Genomic DNA, 18128 nt, shown 5'->3' with positions numbered 1-18128 from the left:
CCAGTGTTCCGCCACCGTGGACGACGGCTGGCGATTGCAGATTTCAGATTGTCGGGTTAGGCTCAGTCGATCTCGACAAAGGCCGTGAACGACAGGGCGGCATGGTTGGTGATGCCATTCGGCTCGCGGACGATCCGGGTGATGCGATGGTCGATCGTCACGTTTCCGGTTTCACGAGGGCTTAGTGAAAGTCCGGAGCAGAAATCCATCACCACCGAGGGATAGAGGCTTATGCCCGAGACGCTGTCTTCCGCGCGGTACCGCTCAAACGGTTCTCGATCGATGACCGTGACTTCAGCACCGTGCAGACAACGTTTCACGGCGCCGGCGAGCTTTTTCACCTCGGCCGATCCATAGGCTTCACCGTCACCTTCCGACCAGCAGTCGATCTGGAAGCTGACTTCCTCTCCCATGATGCACTCGGCATCGTCCTGCAGGCTGTCGCTCGGTCCCATGGAGATATAGGGAAAGGCCGGCTTTGGATCGGCAGGCACGCGATCGAAGACGCGCGCCGCAACGAAACCGGAAACCGAAACGTCGCGCTTCAACCTGTTGATGACCACCCTGGTCAGTTCATAGTTTGGATCCATCAGCCACCTGCCGCGACCTGTTTTGCCGCCTTTGTGAGCGAGCGAGATATCCGTGATTTCACGCGGCGGCGCTTGGCCCGATAGGACACATAGAAATAAGGTTGCGCCGGCATGTCCTGTCGGCCGAATTCGACCCACCGCGCCCAAAAGGCTTCATCATCGCCGGCATAGATCGTGATGGTCAGTTCGGATCCGAGCGAGGATTTCACCGTGGCCGCGATGATCGAGCCGGATGGCGCACGCCCCCAGGTCCAGCCGATGCTGTCCCGAAGGGCGCCACTGTCGACCGGCGCAAGACTTTTCATCAAGGCGACGATTTCGTCGGCGGACTGCTCCATCGCGCGCCGGATCAGCTTTTTGGCGACCACCGGCATCCGCTTCAGTTTCCGCTCAAGGGCGGCACGGCCGAGAATGGTCGAGCGTCGGGCCATCAGCTCGGCGCCCCTTCCGAAACCATCATCTCGACCCACCGGTTTTCGTCATAGACATTGACCGGCGGCGCCGTGATCGCGAACACCCTGCCCGGCTTGCGGGCGTCCATGATACGCCAGTCTGCCGTGACCGCCGCCGCTTCGGCGCTGTATCGGATGCGCACCGTATAGGGCTGGACACCCTGGAGGCGCGCGGCCATCACGGTTTCGTTGCCATTGCGCGCGATCATCTGCGCACGGCGGGTGAACACGGTCTCGAAAGGTCCGGCGACATCATTGCCATAGCCGTCATCGGCGACGATCCGCTTCTGGAAATGCAGCCTCGACCGCAATTGTCCGCCGCTAGTCGCCGGTCGTGCCATGATCGGCCTCCGCGTCTCTTCGGCGGGCAGCGCCAGCGCTCACTGCAGCATCGGCGCAAGCAGCCCGGACGTTGTATTCGCCGCCCGCGCGATAGGCGATCGTGATCTTTGGCCTTTCCGGCGGCGACCAGCGAAAGCCCTGGCTGAATTTAACCCAGACCATACTGCAGACCTCAATCGCGTTTCGAAGGCTTCTCGCCGGATGCGCTCGGACTCGTTTTCGGCGTAAAATTGCGCTTGCCGTTGCCGGTCAGCTCCTCGCCTGCATCGCGGCCTGAAACTTCCTTCGCAACGCCGGCCTTTACCAGCAGCGCGGCGCGGTCATCCGGACACTCAAGTCGGTCATCCGTTGCAAACGGGACGCCACCATAATTGTGCTTCTTGGTGAACTCGACGGTTTTCATATGGTCTGCCTCCGAAAGCCGCGAACCATGATCGCAACGATGCTGCGCAGCCTGTTGTGATTGATGTTCGACCCTTCCTCATAGAAAGAGCGAGCGATGAAATACCCAGCCTGCCTGATAGCGTCCGGCACATCTCTGATGGGCCAGCCGGCGGTATAGGTCACAGTTACGGAGATGGCTCTCGGCCAAGTCTCGCCGGGATTAAGGACGAGCGTCCCGTCTTGAATGGCGTAGATCGTCGCGAGCGTCTGCTCTTGCCCATCCTCGTCAACATACGTGACAGCCGATGTCGTGATCAGGTCGTGGTAGGACAGGTTGACGGACCGGAAAGAACTGAAGCTCTCGGTGAACTCCGTCGCGACAATCGGGCGGCACAGAATGCCATTTGCGGGATCAGCCAAGTAGCTTTCAGCCGCGTCAAGATAAGACGTGATTTCGGCGTCGTCGTCGGCGAAATCGATCTTGCCTTGCTGCTTGAAAACGTCGAGATCCAGAAATTCCGGCATATGTCAGCCTCATGGGAGAATGAGGGCGACCGTAGCCGCCCCTTTCATATTACACGGCCGAAGCGTCGTGGAAGACGAAAGCCTCAGGACGCGACACTTCCAGCGCAAGACGCTTCTCAAACAGGATCGTGACCATGTTTTCCGAGAAGTTGTCGCCGTCTTCGGTCGATGCCATGACCGTAAGGCCCATGCGGTCCCAGATCTGCGCTCCGAGAGCGAACGCGCCGACAAGGAAATCTCCGGGCGTGATGCTGTCCGAAAGAACAACCGGCAGGCCCCACAGACGCGGTGTTGCGCCGGTCGTGACCGAAGAGAACAGGTAAGCGCCCTGGGTATCCTTCAGAAGCTCGATCATAGCCCAGTCTTCGGGGTTCAGAACGATGCCCGAGGCCGGATAGAGTGCTTTGCGAACCTGAAGCTTGGCGACACGGATATCATCGACCAAGGTGGCCGGCGTGTAGCCGCCAATGGTCGTGTTGTCATAAGCCGTCGCCTGGGGCAGAAGCCCCTTCAGGTTGGGGCTGGTGCCGTTGCCGGTCAGAAGCTGCTCTTCTTCGACAAGATTGAGGCCATAACGACCGCGCCCGTCGATATAGGAACGCAGCATCGGCGCATCGTCCAGGACTTCCATCGATGCCCGGAACTTGTGGGCGATCTTCTGGACCGGGACGATGAGCTCACCGAAGGTGATCTCAGACTTCGGCTTGGTTCCACCTTCCGCCACCGGAGCGGCGGCATTCGTGAAGCCGGTTTCCTGAATGGAACGGATCGAATTGCTCGAAGTCGTCCCCGCCGGGATCAGACTGCGAATGCGAAGATCAATATCAGGCGGAGCGACGAAGTCGCCGGACTGTTCCGGCGTCAGCACCGAACGGGAGACACCCGTCGCGATATTGCCGGCGTTCGTCACGTCCTTTATCTCAAGCGCGATCTTGACCGCCTCGCGGGTCGTCGCGTTCGACTTGAACTCGTCGCTGTCGATAAACTGCTGCCCGATCGACTTTGCCGACGTGGGGTTCAGAAGGCCGGCGAACTTCTTCTGCATTTCCGCAGCTTCGTCGCTCACCTTCTCGATGTCGCCGGAGAGCTTTTCAATCTCACCCTTGATAACACCGTTCTCGTCGCTCGCCGCCGACTTGAGCGCATCGATCATCGCCGCCAGATCGTTCGACTTGCCATCAAGCTTTTCGAACTGGCCTTTCACTTCCTCGCGAAGAGCTTCGCGAATGCCTTCCATGGACAATTCAGTCATGGTTTTCTCCAGATTTTGAGGAATATGGCCCGTCAGAGGCCGCTCAGCGCGCGTTTAAAGTCTTCTAGTGTCAGACTTTTTTGCCCGTCGCTCACCTCACGTTCCGCGCGAACACGGGCCACAGCGGCCGCCGCCGCTTTGGCCTCATCAGCCGAGAAATCCGCCTCACGCATGATATTCTCGACAAATCTCTTCAAAATGGCGGGGCTTTCGCCCTCAATCGACTTCACCGACGACACAAGAGCTTCTGGCAGCATCGGGAAGGTGACAAACGAGACCTCCCACAAGTCAACGCTACGCAACTCCCGGCCAGATTTGGTTTTCACGGCGTCCTTGGTCCGAAACCCGATGGACATGCCGTCGATCGCGCCGAACTCCAGGTTCGAATGAACATCTTTTCCGAGCGTCGAGCCCAGATTGACCCGTCCCTCGACATAAAGCCCGGTATTATCCTCTTCGATCCGGTCCCAAACGCCGACAACCTGCCCCGGATCGTGCTGAAAGAGCATCTTGGGCTTACGTTCCGACTTGGAAAACGCGCCTTTGACGACAATATCGCCGCCCATGTCGCGGATGCCGAACTTCGAGGCATAACCCGTGACCCTGCCTCGATCGTCAATTTCGGCCTCGAGAGGCGCAAACTTATACTGAAGGGCCATTCTGACCTCCGTTCCGCCTGTTTTTCTGCCAGAAGTCGTCGCCACGCTCAGGGAGATTGAACGGGGACTTGCCCTGTCTCACTTCATCCTCGGTCATCCATGGTGCGTTTCCGCCGGAACCGAGCGCTCGGGCATAGATTTCTGCTCTGACCTGCGGCGTGGTCCGCATGAGGGCATTTTCGTCGAAATTCGGTTCCACGGCGGACTTGCGGAAGAATGAACGCTTGAGCGAAGCTTCCCAGCGCCCGATCCATGGCGCCATGGTATTTGCCTGGTGAAACAGCATCACATCGGCAACCGCGCCCTGAGCGCCAGACCCCGCCGTCTGCATCAAATAGTAGGGATGAACCCCGAAAATCCGGCCGATTTCCTCGATCTGAAACTTCATCGTTTCAAGTAGTTGCTGATCGGATGAAGTCTGCACCAGCTGTTGGAATTTGCCGTCCATATCGACAACGGCAATGCCAGTTTTCCCAAACTGCTCGGACCAGGCCTTTTTCAGCTTTGCAACGCTATCCTTGCCGGTGCCTTCCTGAATGAACATGACGCCATACGGAGCGCGTGTATCGGCAAACTGCGCCTGCCGATCCTGCAAGCGCCTGGACAGATCAAGGACGCGCCGGCACGATTTGATGAGGTTGAGGCCGGCGAGCATATCCCAGCGCGGCGACGTGACTTCGAAAATCTCGTCACGGGTGAAATCACCATAAATCGCATAGTCATCGATGCTGACCGGCAGCACATACTGCCCATTCTTGTACATCCAGCGGCCGTTCCAATTCGGATGCAGCGGGATAAGCTCAACCGGCTTGCCGAGGCTGTTCCGGCGGATGTAAGCCCGCCCAGTTCCATTGAACACGGCATGAAGGGTGATCAGCTCTTTGAACTCGACACCCGTCATGAACTCGTTCGGCTCGGTGTTGATCAGATCCAGGACGCGAGATGTATTTTTATCCTCGCCTTCAGTCTTGAGAGGCAGAAGTCCCATGCCGCCGGCAATTACGAAACCAGCCCGCAGCGCAGCCGCGACGCTGGTGAATTGCCGCGACCCGACCTCGCCGACGCCCTCATAGAAGATGCGGTCTTCCTTGTCCTCAATCCCCGCCGCCGCGGCGTTCTTCATCTCTGCGGGGCGGAAGATTTTTCGAAAGAGGTTCATAGGATGATCAATTCCTCTTCCTCGAGATACGACCGCGTCTGGCTGGCCATTCGACTCGCCGCCGAACCGACCGCCATGGCAATGGTAACCATGCCGTCGATCCGACCTCGGGACTTCCGCTTGTCGAACCATTTGTTCTTGAAGGCGTCAGACTGAACGACCGCATTTGACGCACAGATTGTGGTCAGGCGATTTCGATCAATGACCACGACGTTGCGGAGGATGCTGTCCTCGAGGTGCCGCATGGACAGCGGCATGCAAAGCATCTTCTCTTCGAAGACAACCTTGCTTCCCTGGGCATGCGGTACGATCTTCAAGCCAACGCCCTCGGGCTGATCGTCGCCCTCGTACTTCCACACCGGGAAGCCAGCATCATCTGCCGCCCTTATGAAGTTCTGGATGAAGGTCGAGTCCACCACCATCTGCTCGACATCGTGCCTCGAATAGAGATCCGCGACCTGCCTCACCACGAAAGAATAGTCGATCGTGGCAGTCGCCGTGATGGTCACCTGTCCGGCCGCCTCAATCTCGCGGTAGGGAATCTGATCGGCCGTGCTGCGTTCGTCGACCCGCTCGCCAGTGGTGAAGTACCAAGTCTTCGCGGCAAGGGTTTCGCCTTCCCAACATCCCGAAAGCGCCGTCAGGTCGTTCTTTTCTGACAAGTCGAGCGAGAGGTGGAGCTTCCGCCCGACCATTTCCTCTTCATCAACGTCACCCTGAACGCGCTCCCAGGCATCCTCAGCAATCCAAAAGCCGGCCGTACCGACCGGGATGCCGAAATACAGACGCTTGGTCGTCAATGCAGTCGAGATCATGTTGCGGGAGGTCTCAACCTCTTTTCGCACGTTCTCGATCGGATAGGTGATGCCCAGCGCCGGAAGGGATTTGACCCAGCAGCTTTCGTCGTGAAGCGGATCATCGCCTTTATCCGTCCTCGCGATGAACGCAAAGGCAGAGTCATCGGTAAATTCGCCGCGCAGCACCTTCTGAAAGAATTCGCTGTATTCGGTCCCGACATGCTGGTCGACGGACGGCGTATTGGTGCCCAAAACCATCATCGGATCACCGCTCATCTTCGCGATCGCGGCGCGCCAGATCGAAATGGCCTTGTTCGTCTTCATTTCGTGGATCTCGTCACCGAGAACCAGAACAGGTTTCGGTCCCGAGATTGCATCGCTGTTTGCAACCGGTTCAAATTTCGAACCACTGGCCGGGTGTTCGATCTTCCAGGCGTTGTCACCAAAGCCCCGGATCATCACCTTTCCCAGACTTTCGAGCGTTTCGTCTTCCTTATCCGGGATAGGCGCCCGGCACATGGCGACCGCATCGCGAAACATGACGTTGGCGGTCTTCCGATCCTCACCAATGCAATAGACTTCGGCTCGCCGGCGCTTCCGGCCAGCAATCTCATAGAGCCCGAGGCCGGCCATCAACGGCGACTTGGCTTGCCCCTTACCGGTTTCCATCCAAACGAACCGAAACCGACGAAGCCCATTCGCGTCTTTCCAGCCGTAAATCGATCCGACCACGAAGACGTGCCACGGCAAGAGCTTGAAGGGCTCTCCCTCTTTCGCGCCTTCCGTGATGCTCAATACCGAAGGGAAGAAGTTGATCGCCCGCTCCGCGGCAGCAAGATCCCAGGTGAGGCCGCGTTTTGCGCCATCTCGCAGATCATCGAGATGTCGCTGTGCTGCCAGCCGAACAAGATCGCCCACAATGATTTCACCGGAAGCGGCCTTACGTGCCCATTCCGTTGTCTGGTCAATCAAGGTACGCGTCAGCTTTCGTGGGCTTTGATGCGGGCGGCTTCTCCGCGACCTTATCCTGTGCGGACTTGGGGCTGATCAGCAACGCATCTTCGAATTTTGCCATGCGGTCGTTGAGCTTCTCGCAAGCCGACCAATTGAAGTTGAAGACGTCGCCGCCGTTCGGGCCAACCTTCACCGGCCCCTCTTCGACTGCGATTGGATAAAGCGCGTGGTATTCAGCGCAGGCCCGCGCATATCGATCGGCGATCTCAACGCGCCGGACAGTCAGGAGGCCATTTTCGTCCAGCCAATCGATCGTTTCGCGCCAGACCTCTTTGGCCTTTACCGCCTTCTCTTCGTCCGCTCGAAAGATATCGGCATAGCGTGGCTGACGAGGCTTTTTCACCGCCATAGACCCCTACCCCATCTTTCAGCTTGATCTCAGTGCGAACGGAGGTGGGCCGCGGGTAACCAGACACCACCCCCTTGTTTTTTATCAGGGGGCCCAACCATCATCGCGTTGCATCCGACCGCCCCTCTCCATCCGCTGCTTGGCCGTGGAGTGGCAAAACTTGCAAAGCGTCTGAAGATTGCCGAGCGAAAAGAACAGCGCCCTGTCGCCCCTGTGTGGCTGAATATGATCAACCTCGGCTGCCTGCGGATCACTGCGTCCGGAAACCACGTGGCAATCACACATCCGACACCGGCCACCGTCTCGGGCGATCGCCTGAAGGCGTAGCTTCCGCCACGCCGCCGTCTGGTAAAGCCGGTGACGCTCGCCCTTACCAGAGCGCGACAATGTCCGTCGCCGTCGTGGCACTGAGCACATGCGTTACCCTGAGCGGATGATAGCCAGGCTCAACGCCGACAAGCTTCACCGTCTCACCACCGAGCATGGTCAGTTCGAGATCACCGCGTCCGCCAACAAACAGGGCACGCGTCGCGACACTGAGGGCTTCGGCGCCAGGGGTCACTTCTGCAGCATGGGAGGCCGGCGCGGTAACGCCAGAGGAATAGCTCTTGAAGGTGTCCATGCTTTTTGGGCTTTCGATGTCTGGAAACGAAAAAGGCCGCTATGAAAGCGGCCATAAACATCCATCTGTGAAGAGCGCCTTTCGCGCCTTCCGGGTTCAGGTATCGACACCGATCGGCCGAGGGACCCAAATCATCCTGCGCTATTTGTTTCCGATTTGTTCCCCATTGTCAAGCAGCTTCTAATTTATCTGTTGGCAGGCTCAGTCGCATCTCCCCTCCGAACATCTCAACCGTAAAGAACGCGTGACCTTTGTCGATACTCTCGACCACCACATGACGGCCAGCGAGAGCGCTGTCGACGATCACAGCAGTGTCCCCGACGCCAAACTCGCGATGGGTTGGCATATGCCGGTCATGGTCAGGCCGGCGAAGCCCATTCCTGAAATTGCGGATAAATGCGTCCATGTTGTCGAAGCACCTGGGTTCACCGGCGACACCAACGACTGCGCTGACCAAGGGCATCTGAAACAGGCGATACCAGTCTACCTGCCCCGCAAATCCAGCGAAAAGATAGCGCGGCATAACGGGATAGTGCTTCAGCACCTTGTCCTTCGAATACCGGGACGGCTTTCGCCAGACGCTCTGAAACGGGCAGAACGTGGCGATATCACGCTTCGACAAAATCTCCTGAGCGGCGAACTCTTTCTGAGGCGGGACAAGCAGCGCATACCAATCAAGCTCAGATACGAGCTCAGGCAGACGACCGTTATTCAAACATTTCTTCATTCATCGGCTCCGGGTTTGCAGGGCAAGTTTGGACCGATGGTGTGCCGTGGCAGGGCAAGCGAAAACTAACTCATTTCCGGAACCGAACGCAAGAACACAACGGGATCATTCATGATCTCAACGCACATTTTGAACACCGCATCCGAACGCCAGGGCGATGCCATCCCGGTCGCACTTCCCCAGAACCATTCCTGGCTATCGTAGTGGATGCGCTCCGAGGTCAGACAGGTGGATACACTGCCCGAGGGGGAGATGCGCGCAAGCGGCTGGTAATCGCGATTGTGCAGGACCACAGATCCGTCCGGGCAATTGTACCGGCCATAGGGCAGCGTCTTGCGCATCGGGAACCACGCATGCGGCGCCAACCTGGAGCGGATAACCCTGAAGTCCTCGCGCACGGTCGCCACCTCTTTGCAGCCATCCGTCTCGATGTAGATCAGGCCGCCCTCATCGATCGAGGTGATGCGTCCGAACTTGCCAAGCAGGCCGCCACCCGATCGAAGCCGAACCCACTGACCCGGCGCCAACTTCCAAGCCGTTTTGCCCATTTGAAAACCTTGTTGTCCATATTGCGCATAATACAAAACCACCCCCAATATAGACTCAAATCTGGCATTAAATGAAGGAAAAACGCATTTAATATCGAGTTATAGAAACAAGGCAATATGACAACAAGATAAATTTTATTATATATATCAATATCTTAAGTCCTATATCTTGTTGCCGAAGTGTTGCAACATTGGCAACAAGCCCGCTGAAAGGCCGCCAAGTTAGCTGCCAATGTTGCAACGAGTTGAACAACAAGATTCCGGTTTCGCGACAACCCAAACTTAGCGGGTGCTGTTTGTCAGACCAGGCTGCAATATTCCACGTTCAGCGTGAGCGTAGGCCATTCGCTGTCGATCTTTTCAAAAAGCGTTGAGACAGCAGCATCTGCTGCGTATGCGCCAGGGACCTTATGGAACTTAGCCCCCTCTCCGCCAAGCGCCTTTGACATAAGGCTTCATGAATTTTGAGTCTTTTTTCACAGGCCGGCTTCAAATACCCTTCAAAGCCTCTCCAAAAACTCCCAAAGGATGCGAAGCGTGCCGTACTAGCGGGCGAAAATCAAAAGTCCGACATGGAACAGAGCCGCGCTTTCCGATAAATATATAAATATCAATTTGTTACAGCATAATCCGAGCGAAAAGAAGCCCAACACCGGTGCCCGTTTCTCAAGGACCTCATATAAAAATGAAATCAATTTATTGATTCAATCTTTCCATCGCGCAAAGATAGATGGAGAATTCCAAAGGGGGGGCGAATTGTTATTTTTTTCACAAAATCCACGATGGTCTCAATCGTGGTGCAGCCCGAAGAGTGGGTTGCGCAGTCGCCTTAGTATCTAGGGGCATTTTGCAATGGCGGTTTTGTTCCCGACTTTCCAAAGCTTAGATATTGAAAACTACCTTCTATATCCTGGGACTGAAAAAACTCCAGGCCTCAAGCTTAAATTTGGCGGCGGACCTTGGATCATCCTCGGGGTGAACGGCCTTGGAAAGAGCACGCTTTTGCTTGTGCTAAAGCATATTTTGCTCGGGGCGGTCAGTCTTCGCCCCCCCGGCTTCGGCGGAGAGCGCGCGGATATCGTCGCAGCTGACAAACGTATGTTCGCGGTTCGTGTTTCCGATGGGGCGAAAAACGCCACCGCGCAAGCCGAAATCCGTTTTGGCCCAAGGGTACTGCGCGTCAAGAGGAGTTTAAACGACCTAAGTTTGATCTCCGCCGAGATCATCAACGCGCAGAACGAGAGTATTGCTTCAGAACTCGATTATCAGACGATTGTCGCAACCCTAATGGGTGTGAGCCGGTTTGAAGACGCAGTCCGCATCTTGGAACGCGTCACGTTCTTCCTCGAGACAAGGGAGACTTTAGTCTGGAATTCAGCGGCCCAATTCGAAGTTTTTCGAGCGATCCTCACACCTGAGAATTCGGGACAACTCCGTGAGCTTGAGAAGGAAATTGTCTCCTCTGACAGTGCGGCCAGAAATATAAATGCCGCTCTAACTAGGCTTGTAAAGCGTCGTGAAAAAATTTCGCTTCAGCAAGCATCTGAAGTAGCGGTTAGAGCAGAGCTGAGTCGGGTGGCAGCAGATCTCGATCGAGCATCGAAGATAGAGATCACTCGTCAGCTTGAATTTGATGAATGCGAACAACGACGAACGGACGCACGGCTAGCGCTCAAAAGAATAGAGAGAGATGTCGATGATACAGCACTTAAATATGAGCGTCTAAAATTCGATCTTTTGCGTCACTCATTTGCCGAACTCCCTCCCAGCGATCAGTACGTATTGATGAAACTGGTCTCGGAACATAAATGCCTTGCCTGCGGTGAGGAGCATGCTGACGCTGCCGCTGCTGAGCTAGAGGAACGGCAAAAGGACGGCCAATGCTTGGTATGCGGGACAGCCAAAGATTTCGGAGAAAATGTCGTAGTTGCCGCTGATGCCCTAAAGGAAAAGGCGGATCACGTATTTGGAGAACTCGTGCGGCTGCGTGCAAAACTTGCCAACGCGGCCGATCAATTTTCTGCTGCGGAGGATGAATACAAAGAAATCGATAACGCTCTTGAGCTGTCACAACAAAAAAGCCAAACTTTACGGAACGAGTATCGTAGTCTCGTCAAGAAATTACCTAACAAAGAACAGTCTTCCCTATCTGAGGATGAGAAAAATATTGTCTATATGCGAAGGCAAGTTAGTGAATTCCGAAGAGAGAGGGAAAGAGCCGAGGAGAAAATCGAATTACTGTTAAGTTTCGTTGTAAATAAAACAGAGGAAATAAGAGTATCAATTGAAGACAAATTCAATATTACAGCGAAGGATTTTTTCGCTGAGAACGTACGACTTGTTTACGAACCTCGTCATGACAGAATTGGACAAGGTGGTCGGAGTTTCGAATTTCCTGCCTTTGAGGTAGAGCTAACCAGTACAGCCACTGAAGGGAATTTTATAAGACGAAAATTGTCCCAGGTTTCTTTGTCACAGAGAGAGTATTTAGACATAATATTCCGATTGACATTGATGGAGGTGCTTGGCTCGGGAGGAGGCACGCTTATTTTTGACGGACCGGAAGGTTCCGTCGATGCTGTTTTCGCCCAGAAAGCGGGTAACCTATTTTCGAAAACTCGCGATTCAGACGGTGAATATAATAACATTCTAGCCTGCAACATTGTCGAGGGTGGTTTAATACCAAATTCATTGAAGAACTTTCAGGGGATGGGAAGGAAGAGAGAGCGAATTGTCAATTTGGTGGAATTGGGCGCACCAACTGCAGCATTGAATGTTCTGCGAAGCGAATACAATAAAATTGTTGATGATCTCTTGAAGAATGATCCATCGACATGAACTTCTCTCATCAACATATGCTTCCGCTATTTATTCGCGCACGCCTTTTGCAAATGTTTCTTGCACTGGAAAAGACAGGCGGAACCCCAATTGATACAATATCGCTTCATTCTTTTGCTTTTTTTGCAAATGTCTTGAGCCCGCTGTGGGATCTTTATCCTCTAGAAGGATCTGTCCTGAAAGATGGCGAGAGCCCATATTTTCCCGCGCTGCAAAAGGAACTCGATAGGCTTGTGGGATTAGGTTTGGTCGAAGTGGTGGCACTTAAGAGTGGTGAGGAAAATCAATTGCACGCCGAATTTCGCCTGAGATACGAGAGTGCGGAAAAGGCATTGGACCTAATCCGTGTTCTACCAGATGAGGCTGAGGTCGAGGCGTTTTTGCTGGAGCTAGCTGACGCTTTCGTGGAAATTCGACCTGAGCTCCGCGACGATGCAGCTCGCTTGGATGCTGCATATTCTGATCCCGGTGTAGCCGAAGGACGAGTAGTTGATTTTGCAGAGTGGGTTTCCCCAACCCGTGGCAACGCTTCGTGGAACACTGCCCAGAAATTTCAGCAGTATGTGGAGGAAGGGGTAACTCTGAATCGTGCAGAGAAGCTCGTAATGTACATGCGCTTAATGCAACGGAGGGCTAATGGCTGAGGAGCGAGATACAGGGGGCGTTTCCTCGAGCGAAATCGAGAGCTTTATAACGAATTCTCGACTTCCAGAGTTGGCAGGAGCGGATGACACGATCAGATTTGGAGTCCGAGTAGCTAAGCTGATCAATTTGCGCCTGGCTCAACGTGAAACAGGGGATTTCTCTGCTTTTATTCTAGATCAGAGCTTAGCAAACCAAAGTCCTACAAAGTTCGATTTGAAGGAGTTTCCTCTATTAGCCAATGGTGCCGACGCCGTTTCGGGGAAGTTGTGGTTGACTAGTTGCACATTGCGAACGTCGCACGAGCTAGTTTTAACTTGGACAGATCAGGCGAGCTTATTTCAGACAATTCGGCATGCAGACCTGTCAGAAAAGCCTACAATGATAGTCGATTGGCGCCCGTCAACACCTGTGGTCCTTTTTTATAGGAAAGGCATAAAAAATCAGGAAGACGTAGTCGAAGTCTCACTTGAAGACGGGCCGATGAGTGAACATGAACTGGAGAAGGCATTGAACCTCTTCTATCATAGGTGTCTGCGTACGCCGGCATTGGCTGCTGAAGGGCATGCGAAAAAGATATGGAGGAAATCTGATAAAGGCATTCCAGATCCTCGTCCAGAAGAAGCCATCCAGGGACGACTAATGGACGGCCTTCGTGTGGCCTTTGTGAAATATAACTTTCGTGCGGAAACATTCACTGATGATGGCCGGGCAGATATTGAGATTTGGCGATACAGCAATTCTGAGGGACAAAAGGCAAGGGTAACGGACTGGATTCTCGAACTCAAAGCGCTTGCGGATAAAACCACAACTGGTAGCTCAGTCTCGGATTCAAAATGCAGAGAAGCCATCCGAAGTGGATTGGAACAGGCAGTTGCATACAAACAACGCCTAAATGCTGGTCGTGCGGCGCTATGCTGCTACGATATGAGACGCGAGGATATTGGGCACGAAAAGTGCTTTACAGAAATTGCGGAGAGCGCAGCCACCGCAGAAGTACCGCTGTGGCGATGGTTCTTGTTTCGAGGCACCGCAGACTCTCGAAAAGACCAAGATTATCTCAATCGCGCTGGAGGGTGACGAGAGTTTCCAGTAGCTCTTTTTTACCCCCTTGTTGCGGTGAGGCTCGCATTGAGCGGAATGGCTCTTCGGCGATTGCGGAAAATCCACATATGATTGCTATATCGCTAAGGATTGACGCGACAGGTATGGTGACGCCGGCATAGCGGCTATCTCCCACAACCATATATATACGGCCACCCGGAACGACAGATTTATGTAGACGCTGAAGCAGCATATACATATCGGCGAAATAGGCTCCGACCATCTCCGGAATGTTCCGATTCCACAGACTGCTGCGTAGATCTCTTAACTCTCTAACAACTTCGTCCAATTCCGGTGAGCTCGGAAGCTCGTGATAGGTGAATGTCTGGGCGATTTGAACATGGCTCCGAAGCGTTGAAAGCCTAAGACTTTTATTATCGAGCCCAGAATTCAAGTAGCCGCAGATCCAAAGCTCAATATTGTAAACGTCTGTGTAATCGAACGAATTCGGATAGGGCGGCGAAAAAACCGCCAGATCATACGGTCCTTTCTCAGGTGTAAGCTTTCGCGCATCACCACGGAGGATATTATAACCCCGGTAGCGTCGACCAGCGTAACGGCGGATTTCATAGATTGCCTTGATTACAGCCCCTGCAAAGAGCTTGTTGACTTCTCCAACCTGGAAGTGCCGCTCTTGCCATCCTCGACGATATCGTCTGCCTTTACCACTTATTACAACGTTGCTGACAGGAAGAGCAATTGATCCGAGAAGCACTCTGAACAAACGTCTGCTGCTGTCATTCTTCACCGCGTCGATCCGAGTTTTAAGAGATGCCAGCTCTTCAGCGATTGAATGGTTAAAGATATATTTTCCCTTTTGGCCTGGCTCCACAAACGTCGATGGCGCGGAACCAAACGGGCGGTCGCCGATAAAGCTCTCTTGGCTTTCAGCCACTTGTTTAAAGTCATCTATCAGAGAGCTTACATCATACGAGTACAGCTTTGCCTCGATTAGGTCGGCGAGATAGGGATTTACTTCAATCGTAGTCGGCGCCACGCCCAGAAATTGGCATGCAAGAGCTGTCGTGCCGGATCCCCCGAATGGATCGATACAGGATTTCACCGGACGGCCCAGCGACCTGGAGGTTTCCTCAACAGCCTGCCCTACGAGCTCAGGAGCGAAAGCCTCTTTGAAATTTTTCCAGCTTTGAAATGCAATCTCGTCGGATCCAGAATTGGTTGAAAGGTACCGTAGATAACGACCATCCAGCCATTCTGCAAAAGAGACAAACTCTTCACCGTTTGCCTTTTCTGCTTCGATTAGCGACATAACGGCTACCTCGATCGAGCGTGTTTATGTTGACGAGTTAATACTCCGTCTATGGTTAACTGAGTATTTAATTCGCAGATTGAATCAAGCATTAAAAACACTCAATGGTAGCAAAAATCCAAATGTTTATAATCACAACGGAACAGAACTTTGTTCCAGGCACCCGACAAAAGCACATCGCCCTGCCCAGCACACTCAGTGTGTTCGAGCGCGTTTGGTCTAGCAGTCCGCCTAAAAGGACCTTTGGTGGCGCAAAGAAGGCAGCCTTGGTCACAGCAGGAAACCCAGCCTATCGCGTCTTCACCCCCGCCAGACATAAGCATCCCCGCGGCTTCTTTCTTCCCTTTCGATCTTTCCAGCCAAAACCAAAGAGCTGAGGACGCTTTCGAGCACGCGGTTATCGAACGCGCCCCCGATGCGGCGGGCAATGACAGACTTCGGCATCCGCCCCTTGCTGCGTATGATCTTCTCAACACGGCGCACATGCTCCTGGAAATCCGATGCGACGATATATTCGTTTGCGCCCTGAACAGCATTCCTGACGCTCTCACGCACGACATTGATGGCCCATTCGACGCTCGCCATCATTATCACGCCATCCGGCCCCAAGCGACTGAGCGCATGGACACAGGCGAGTCGCAGCGCCATTTCGGCGGCGCGGCTGACAAAGGGTGCGGTCTCTTCGTTCTGATCAGCCAAGACCAGCATCTCGTCGCGAAAGGTGTTCCACGCTTCTCTTGCGGCCTCCTGCCCCCATGGCACCGGTCTGGTCTTCACGCCCTCCGGCACCCGGTATGCCTGAACACCGCCATTCAGCGAACCAAAGGCAGGCTTCAGGGCGTCAATCGCTTCGATAATATGCGTCGGTGGTGTGCGGGCCGCGCTGCCATCGATTGAACGCAAGGCGCTGCGCCTGTCAGCCTCAATGATCAGCAGACGGTTGATCATACCGTTATCGATCGCTGATCGGCCGAGGGAGGAATAGAAATCGCGATGCGTCGAGACGCCGAAGATGGAGACCGCCGGCCCCTCGATGACAGCCGCCTCTCCCGTGACGCGGCTGGTGGTGCGAAAGAAGGTGACGGGGCTGGATGACCACAGCTCGAGAAGCGTGTCGATCATCGCTGTCTCATAGGTCCCTGCCCTTTTGCTCCCGGCCTTGCCGAAGATCCGACGGCCGACTTCGTCGGCAACGATCAGTTGGGCAGCAACCTTCTCTACCTCTTTCTCGAGAGCAAGCGATGTCGTGATCTTGCCGGAGCGCACCAACTCTTTCAGACCGGCCTCTACTGCCAACCTGTCGATCGCCTTCATCGGCCAGTCTTTGCCGATGCCGGTCTGGCCGGTGCAAATGGTAAAGAGCTGCAGACCGCCGGAGAAACCCGGCGTTTCGCGATGCCTGGAGCAAACGAGCGAGACAAAGGATATTGCCGCGGCCAGGGCAAGCTTGCGATTAGGCAGTGGCGAGGTCTCGACAATCCAGTCGGCAATGTCCTCGATCAACCCGCCCGGATGGGACCAATCGCCGCCCTCTTGCAGCCCCGTTCCGTCATCTATCACTTCGCCGGTGTCGGCATCGGTCAGGGTGCCATCATGATGCTCGATCAGCCGTTGCGCTGCTTCGGCGTTCGCCCCGTCATCCGGTCGATCGATGTCCGCGATTTGCCGCGGAACCTTGGCGCCGGCTTTCAGGCCGGACAGGATTGTCTTTCGGCTCTCGGCCTGCCCCAGGCCGCAATCCATCGCGGCATTCATCAGGAGGGCGAAGATTTCAGCCTCACCAACGTGACCGGCTCCGACAAGCTGCCCCAGCGAGAAGGCAGCCTCGTTGAGCGTGTTGTTTCGGCCGCCCTTTCCAGCCGAGCGCACTCGCGCCGTCTCGGCCTCGATGGCCGCATCGACATAAGCCTTCACGCGGCTATCCATTATCTCCGAGCGCTGGACGGGCATCCGCTCCGCCTGTTTTTCATCAAGCTCTTTTTCAAGGATTGCGGCCAGCCAGGCGGGCAAGACGGGAATGTCTTCGAGGCTGCCCCACAGTTCATAGAAACTGCCATCCTTAAGGACCGTGCCAGGCGCGACGACGTAGCCGCCGGCGCCCCGGACATTGATACCCATATCGCGCAGCTTACGTTCGCGATAGAGTGCACTATCAGCGTTGCCGAACTCTTTGCTGGGCGGCTGGCGAAAGAAATGGTGATTGCCGCGCGAGGGCGTCGCGACCAATGGCGCGCTGTCCGGGTCGAAGCCGTGATCGCTCATGATCGCGCCGAAGGCCTCGACGCCATCCTTGTCGAGCTCGTGACGATCGGCATCGATGACGACCAGCCCGCATTTTGCGAGATCCATCCCGATCGCAGCATCCGGCCATCGCGACCACCAGCGGCGTATGACCGCCTCATCGATCGATGACTGTTTGCGCCAGAAAACCCCTGGCATCGGCTGCTTGACTTTCTCACCGCCTGAATGGCAGGGAAAGACATAGAAGCCGGCCGCGGCCAGTTCCAACGCCGTGTCCGCGTTTCGCGTTGCATCGGTCACAGTCACAGCCCTGCCTCACGCCTGAGATTGTTTTTGAGCGCCTTGCGATATCCGGCGACAACGCGGCGCTTGAATTCGCAAACCTCGTCGATGGTGAGCGTGGTCAGATCGGTTTTGCCGATCTCTTCCAGAAACCAAAGCCCCTCATTGCCGCCGTCCTGCGCCGCCAGGCTCTCGATATCGCTGAACCTGTCCTGCTTCATCACCGCTGTCCTTTTTGCAATCTCGAGGCAGTCCGGGTCATCGCAAAGCCAAATGGTCGATCGACCAACGCCAATGCCGTGACCAACTTCCCGGCGCGCGCAGCACCCGC

At 55.0% G+C, this 18128-nt stretch carries 21 protein-coding genes; 3 read left to right on the top strand and 18 right to left on the bottom strand.

The genetic code is table 11. The annotated features are described in order from the left end of the window. Positions 1-62: 62 nt before the first annotated feature. The 15 genes from JET14_RS06065 to JET14_RS05995 all read right to left on the bottom strand — a co-directional run bounded on the left by JET14_RS06065 (position 63) and on the right by JET14_RS05995 (position 9420). Positions 63-590, bottom strand: coding sequence for a DUF3168 domain-containing protein (locus tag JET14_RS06065; protein ID WP_200337253.1), 528 nt, complete (start codon positions 588-590; stop codon positions 63-65). After that, positions 590-1021 carry an HK97-gp10 family putative phage morphogenesis protein gene (locus JET14_RS06060; RefSeq protein ID WP_200337252.1) on the bottom strand — a complete coding sequence of 144 codons (432 nt, stop codon included), beginning with the start codon at positions 1019-1021 and terminating at the stop codon, positions 590-592. Before JET14_RS06060 ends, JET14_RS06065 begins: the two co-directional genes overlap by 1 nt. Further along, a complete protein-coding gene (locus tag JET14_RS06055) occupies positions 1021-1383 on the bottom strand; it encodes a head-tail adaptor protein (RefSeq protein WP_200337251.1) in 363 nt (120 codons plus the stop codon). Before JET14_RS06055 ends, JET14_RS06060 begins: the two co-directional genes overlap by 1 nt. Next, complete coding sequence (locus JET14_RS06050) at positions 1364-1546, bottom strand: hypothetical protein (protein WP_200337250.1); 183 nt, start codon at positions 1544-1546, stop codon at positions 1364-1366. Before JET14_RS06050 ends, JET14_RS06055 begins: the two co-directional genes overlap by 20 nt. 10 nt (positions 1547-1556) lie before the next feature. Continuing rightward, entirely contained in the window at positions 1557-1787 is a 231-nt protein-coding gene (locus JET14_RS06045) for a hypothetical protein (RefSeq protein ID WP_200337249.1), read from the bottom strand. Continuing rightward, positions 1784-2293 carry a head-tail connector protein gene (locus tag JET14_RS06040; RefSeq protein ID WP_200337248.1) on the bottom strand — a complete coding sequence of 170 codons (510 nt, stop codon included), beginning with the start codon at positions 2291-2293 and terminating at the stop codon, positions 1784-1786. The genes JET14_RS06045 and JET14_RS06040 overlap by 4 nt, the downstream gene beginning before the upstream one ends. A 49-nt stretch (positions 2294-2342) precedes the next feature. After that, a complete protein-coding gene (locus JET14_RS06035; RefSeq protein WP_200337247.1) occupies positions 2343-3545 on the bottom strand; it encodes a phage major capsid protein in 1203 nt (400 codons plus the stop codon). A gap of 32 nt (positions 3546-3577) precedes the next feature. Next, positions 3578-4204 carry an HK97 family phage prohead protease gene (locus JET14_RS06030; protein ID WP_200337246.1) on the bottom strand — a complete coding sequence of 209 codons (627 nt, stop codon included), beginning with the start codon at positions 4202-4204 and terminating at the stop codon, positions 3578-3580. Then, positions 4188-5363 carry a phage portal protein gene (locus tag JET14_RS06025; RefSeq protein WP_200337245.1) on the bottom strand — a complete coding sequence of 392 codons (1176 nt, stop codon included), beginning with the start codon at positions 5361-5363 and terminating at the stop codon, positions 4188-4190. The genes JET14_RS06030 and JET14_RS06025 overlap by 17 nt, the downstream gene beginning before the upstream one ends. Beyond that, positions 5360-7132 (bottom strand): terminase large subunit, encoded by a 1773-nt coding sequence (locus JET14_RS06020; protein WP_200337244.1) that lies wholly within the window; start codon positions 7130-7132, stop codon positions 5360-5362. The genes JET14_RS06025 and JET14_RS06020 overlap by 4 nt, the downstream gene beginning before the upstream one ends. After that, complete coding sequence (locus tag JET14_RS06015) at positions 7125-7523, bottom strand: P27 family phage terminase small subunit (protein ID WP_200337243.1); 399 nt, start codon at positions 7521-7523, stop codon at positions 7125-7127. The genes JET14_RS06020 and JET14_RS06015 overlap by 8 nt, the downstream gene beginning before the upstream one ends. Before the next feature lie 84 nt (positions 7524-7607). Then, positions 7608-7808 carry an HNH endonuclease signature motif containing protein gene (locus JET14_RS23035; RefSeq protein WP_432443079.1) on the bottom strand — a complete coding sequence of 67 codons (201 nt, stop codon included), beginning with the start codon at positions 7806-7808 and terminating at the stop codon, positions 7608-7610. A gap of 85 nt (positions 7809-7893) precedes the next feature. Next, positions 7894-8145, bottom strand: a complete 252-nt coding sequence (locus JET14_RS06005) for a spike base protein, RCAP_Rcc01079 family (RefSeq protein ID WP_200337241.1) — start codon at positions 8143-8145, stop codon at positions 7894-7896. Positions 8146-8314: 169 nt separating this feature from the next. After that, the gene (locus JET14_RS06000; RefSeq protein WP_200337240.1) at positions 8315-8872 is read right to left on the bottom strand and encodes a transcription termination/antitermination NusG family protein; all 558 of its coding nucleotides are present in this window, start codon (positions 8870-8872) and stop codon (positions 8315-8317) included. Positions 8873-8937: 65 nt separating this feature from the next. Continuing rightward, positions 8938-9420: a hypothetical protein gene (locus JET14_RS05995; RefSeq protein WP_200337239.1), complete on the bottom strand. Its 483-nt coding sequence runs from the start codon at positions 9418-9420 to the stop codon at positions 8938-8940. Between the two features lie 852 nt (positions 9421-10272). On the opposite strand from JET14_RS05995, the gene JET14_RS05990 reads away from it, so the two are divergent. From JET14_RS05990 to JET14_RS05980, 3 genes are read left to right on the top strand one after another with little or no spacing between them, the layout of a single operon-like run. Further along, positions 10273-12258, top strand: coding sequence for an AAA family ATPase (locus tag JET14_RS05990; RefSeq protein WP_200337238.1), 1986 nt, complete (start codon positions 10273-10275; stop codon positions 12256-12258). After that, entirely contained in the window at positions 12255-12902 is a 648-nt protein-coding gene (locus tag JET14_RS05985; RefSeq protein WP_200337237.1) for a hypothetical protein, read from the top strand. Before JET14_RS05990 ends, JET14_RS05985 begins: the two co-directional genes overlap by 4 nt. Continuing rightward, on the top strand, positions 12895-13980 hold the full coding sequence (locus JET14_RS05980) for a hypothetical protein (protein ID WP_200337236.1): 1086 nt from the start codon (positions 12895-12897) through the stop codon (positions 13978-13980). The genes JET14_RS05985 and JET14_RS05980 overlap by 8 nt, the downstream gene beginning before the upstream one ends. Here JET14_RS05980 and JET14_RS05975 read toward each other — a convergent pair. The 3 genes from JET14_RS05975 to JET14_RS05965 form a co-directional block, all read right to left on the bottom strand. Continuing rightward, positions 13961-15274 (bottom strand): hypothetical protein, encoded by a 1314-nt coding sequence (locus tag JET14_RS05975; protein ID WP_200337235.1) that lies wholly within the window; start codon positions 15272-15274, stop codon positions 13961-13963. The two genes, JET14_RS05980 and JET14_RS05975, sit on opposite strands and share 20 nt — an antisense overlap. Positions 15275-15574: 300 nt before the next feature. Beyond that, positions 15575-17815: a bifunctional DNA primase/polymerase gene (locus JET14_RS05970; protein ID WP_210342052.1), complete on the bottom strand. Its 2241-nt coding sequence runs from the start codon at positions 17813-17815 to the stop codon at positions 15575-15577. Between the two features lie 2 nt (positions 17816-17817). Then, positions 17818-18018 (bottom strand): hypothetical protein, encoded by a 201-nt coding sequence (locus JET14_RS05965; RefSeq protein ID WP_200337233.1) that lies wholly within the window; start codon positions 18016-18018, stop codon positions 17818-17820. Positions 18019-18128: the final 110 nt, after the last annotated feature.

Source organism: Martelella lutilitoris, from assembly GCF_016598595.1.
Lineage (GTDB): Bacteria > Pseudomonadota > Alphaproteobacteria > Rhizobiales > Rhizobiaceae > Martelella > Martelella lutilitoris_A.
Note: the sequence above shows the minus strand (reverse complement) of the source record. Positions and strands in the feature narration are given on the sequence as shown.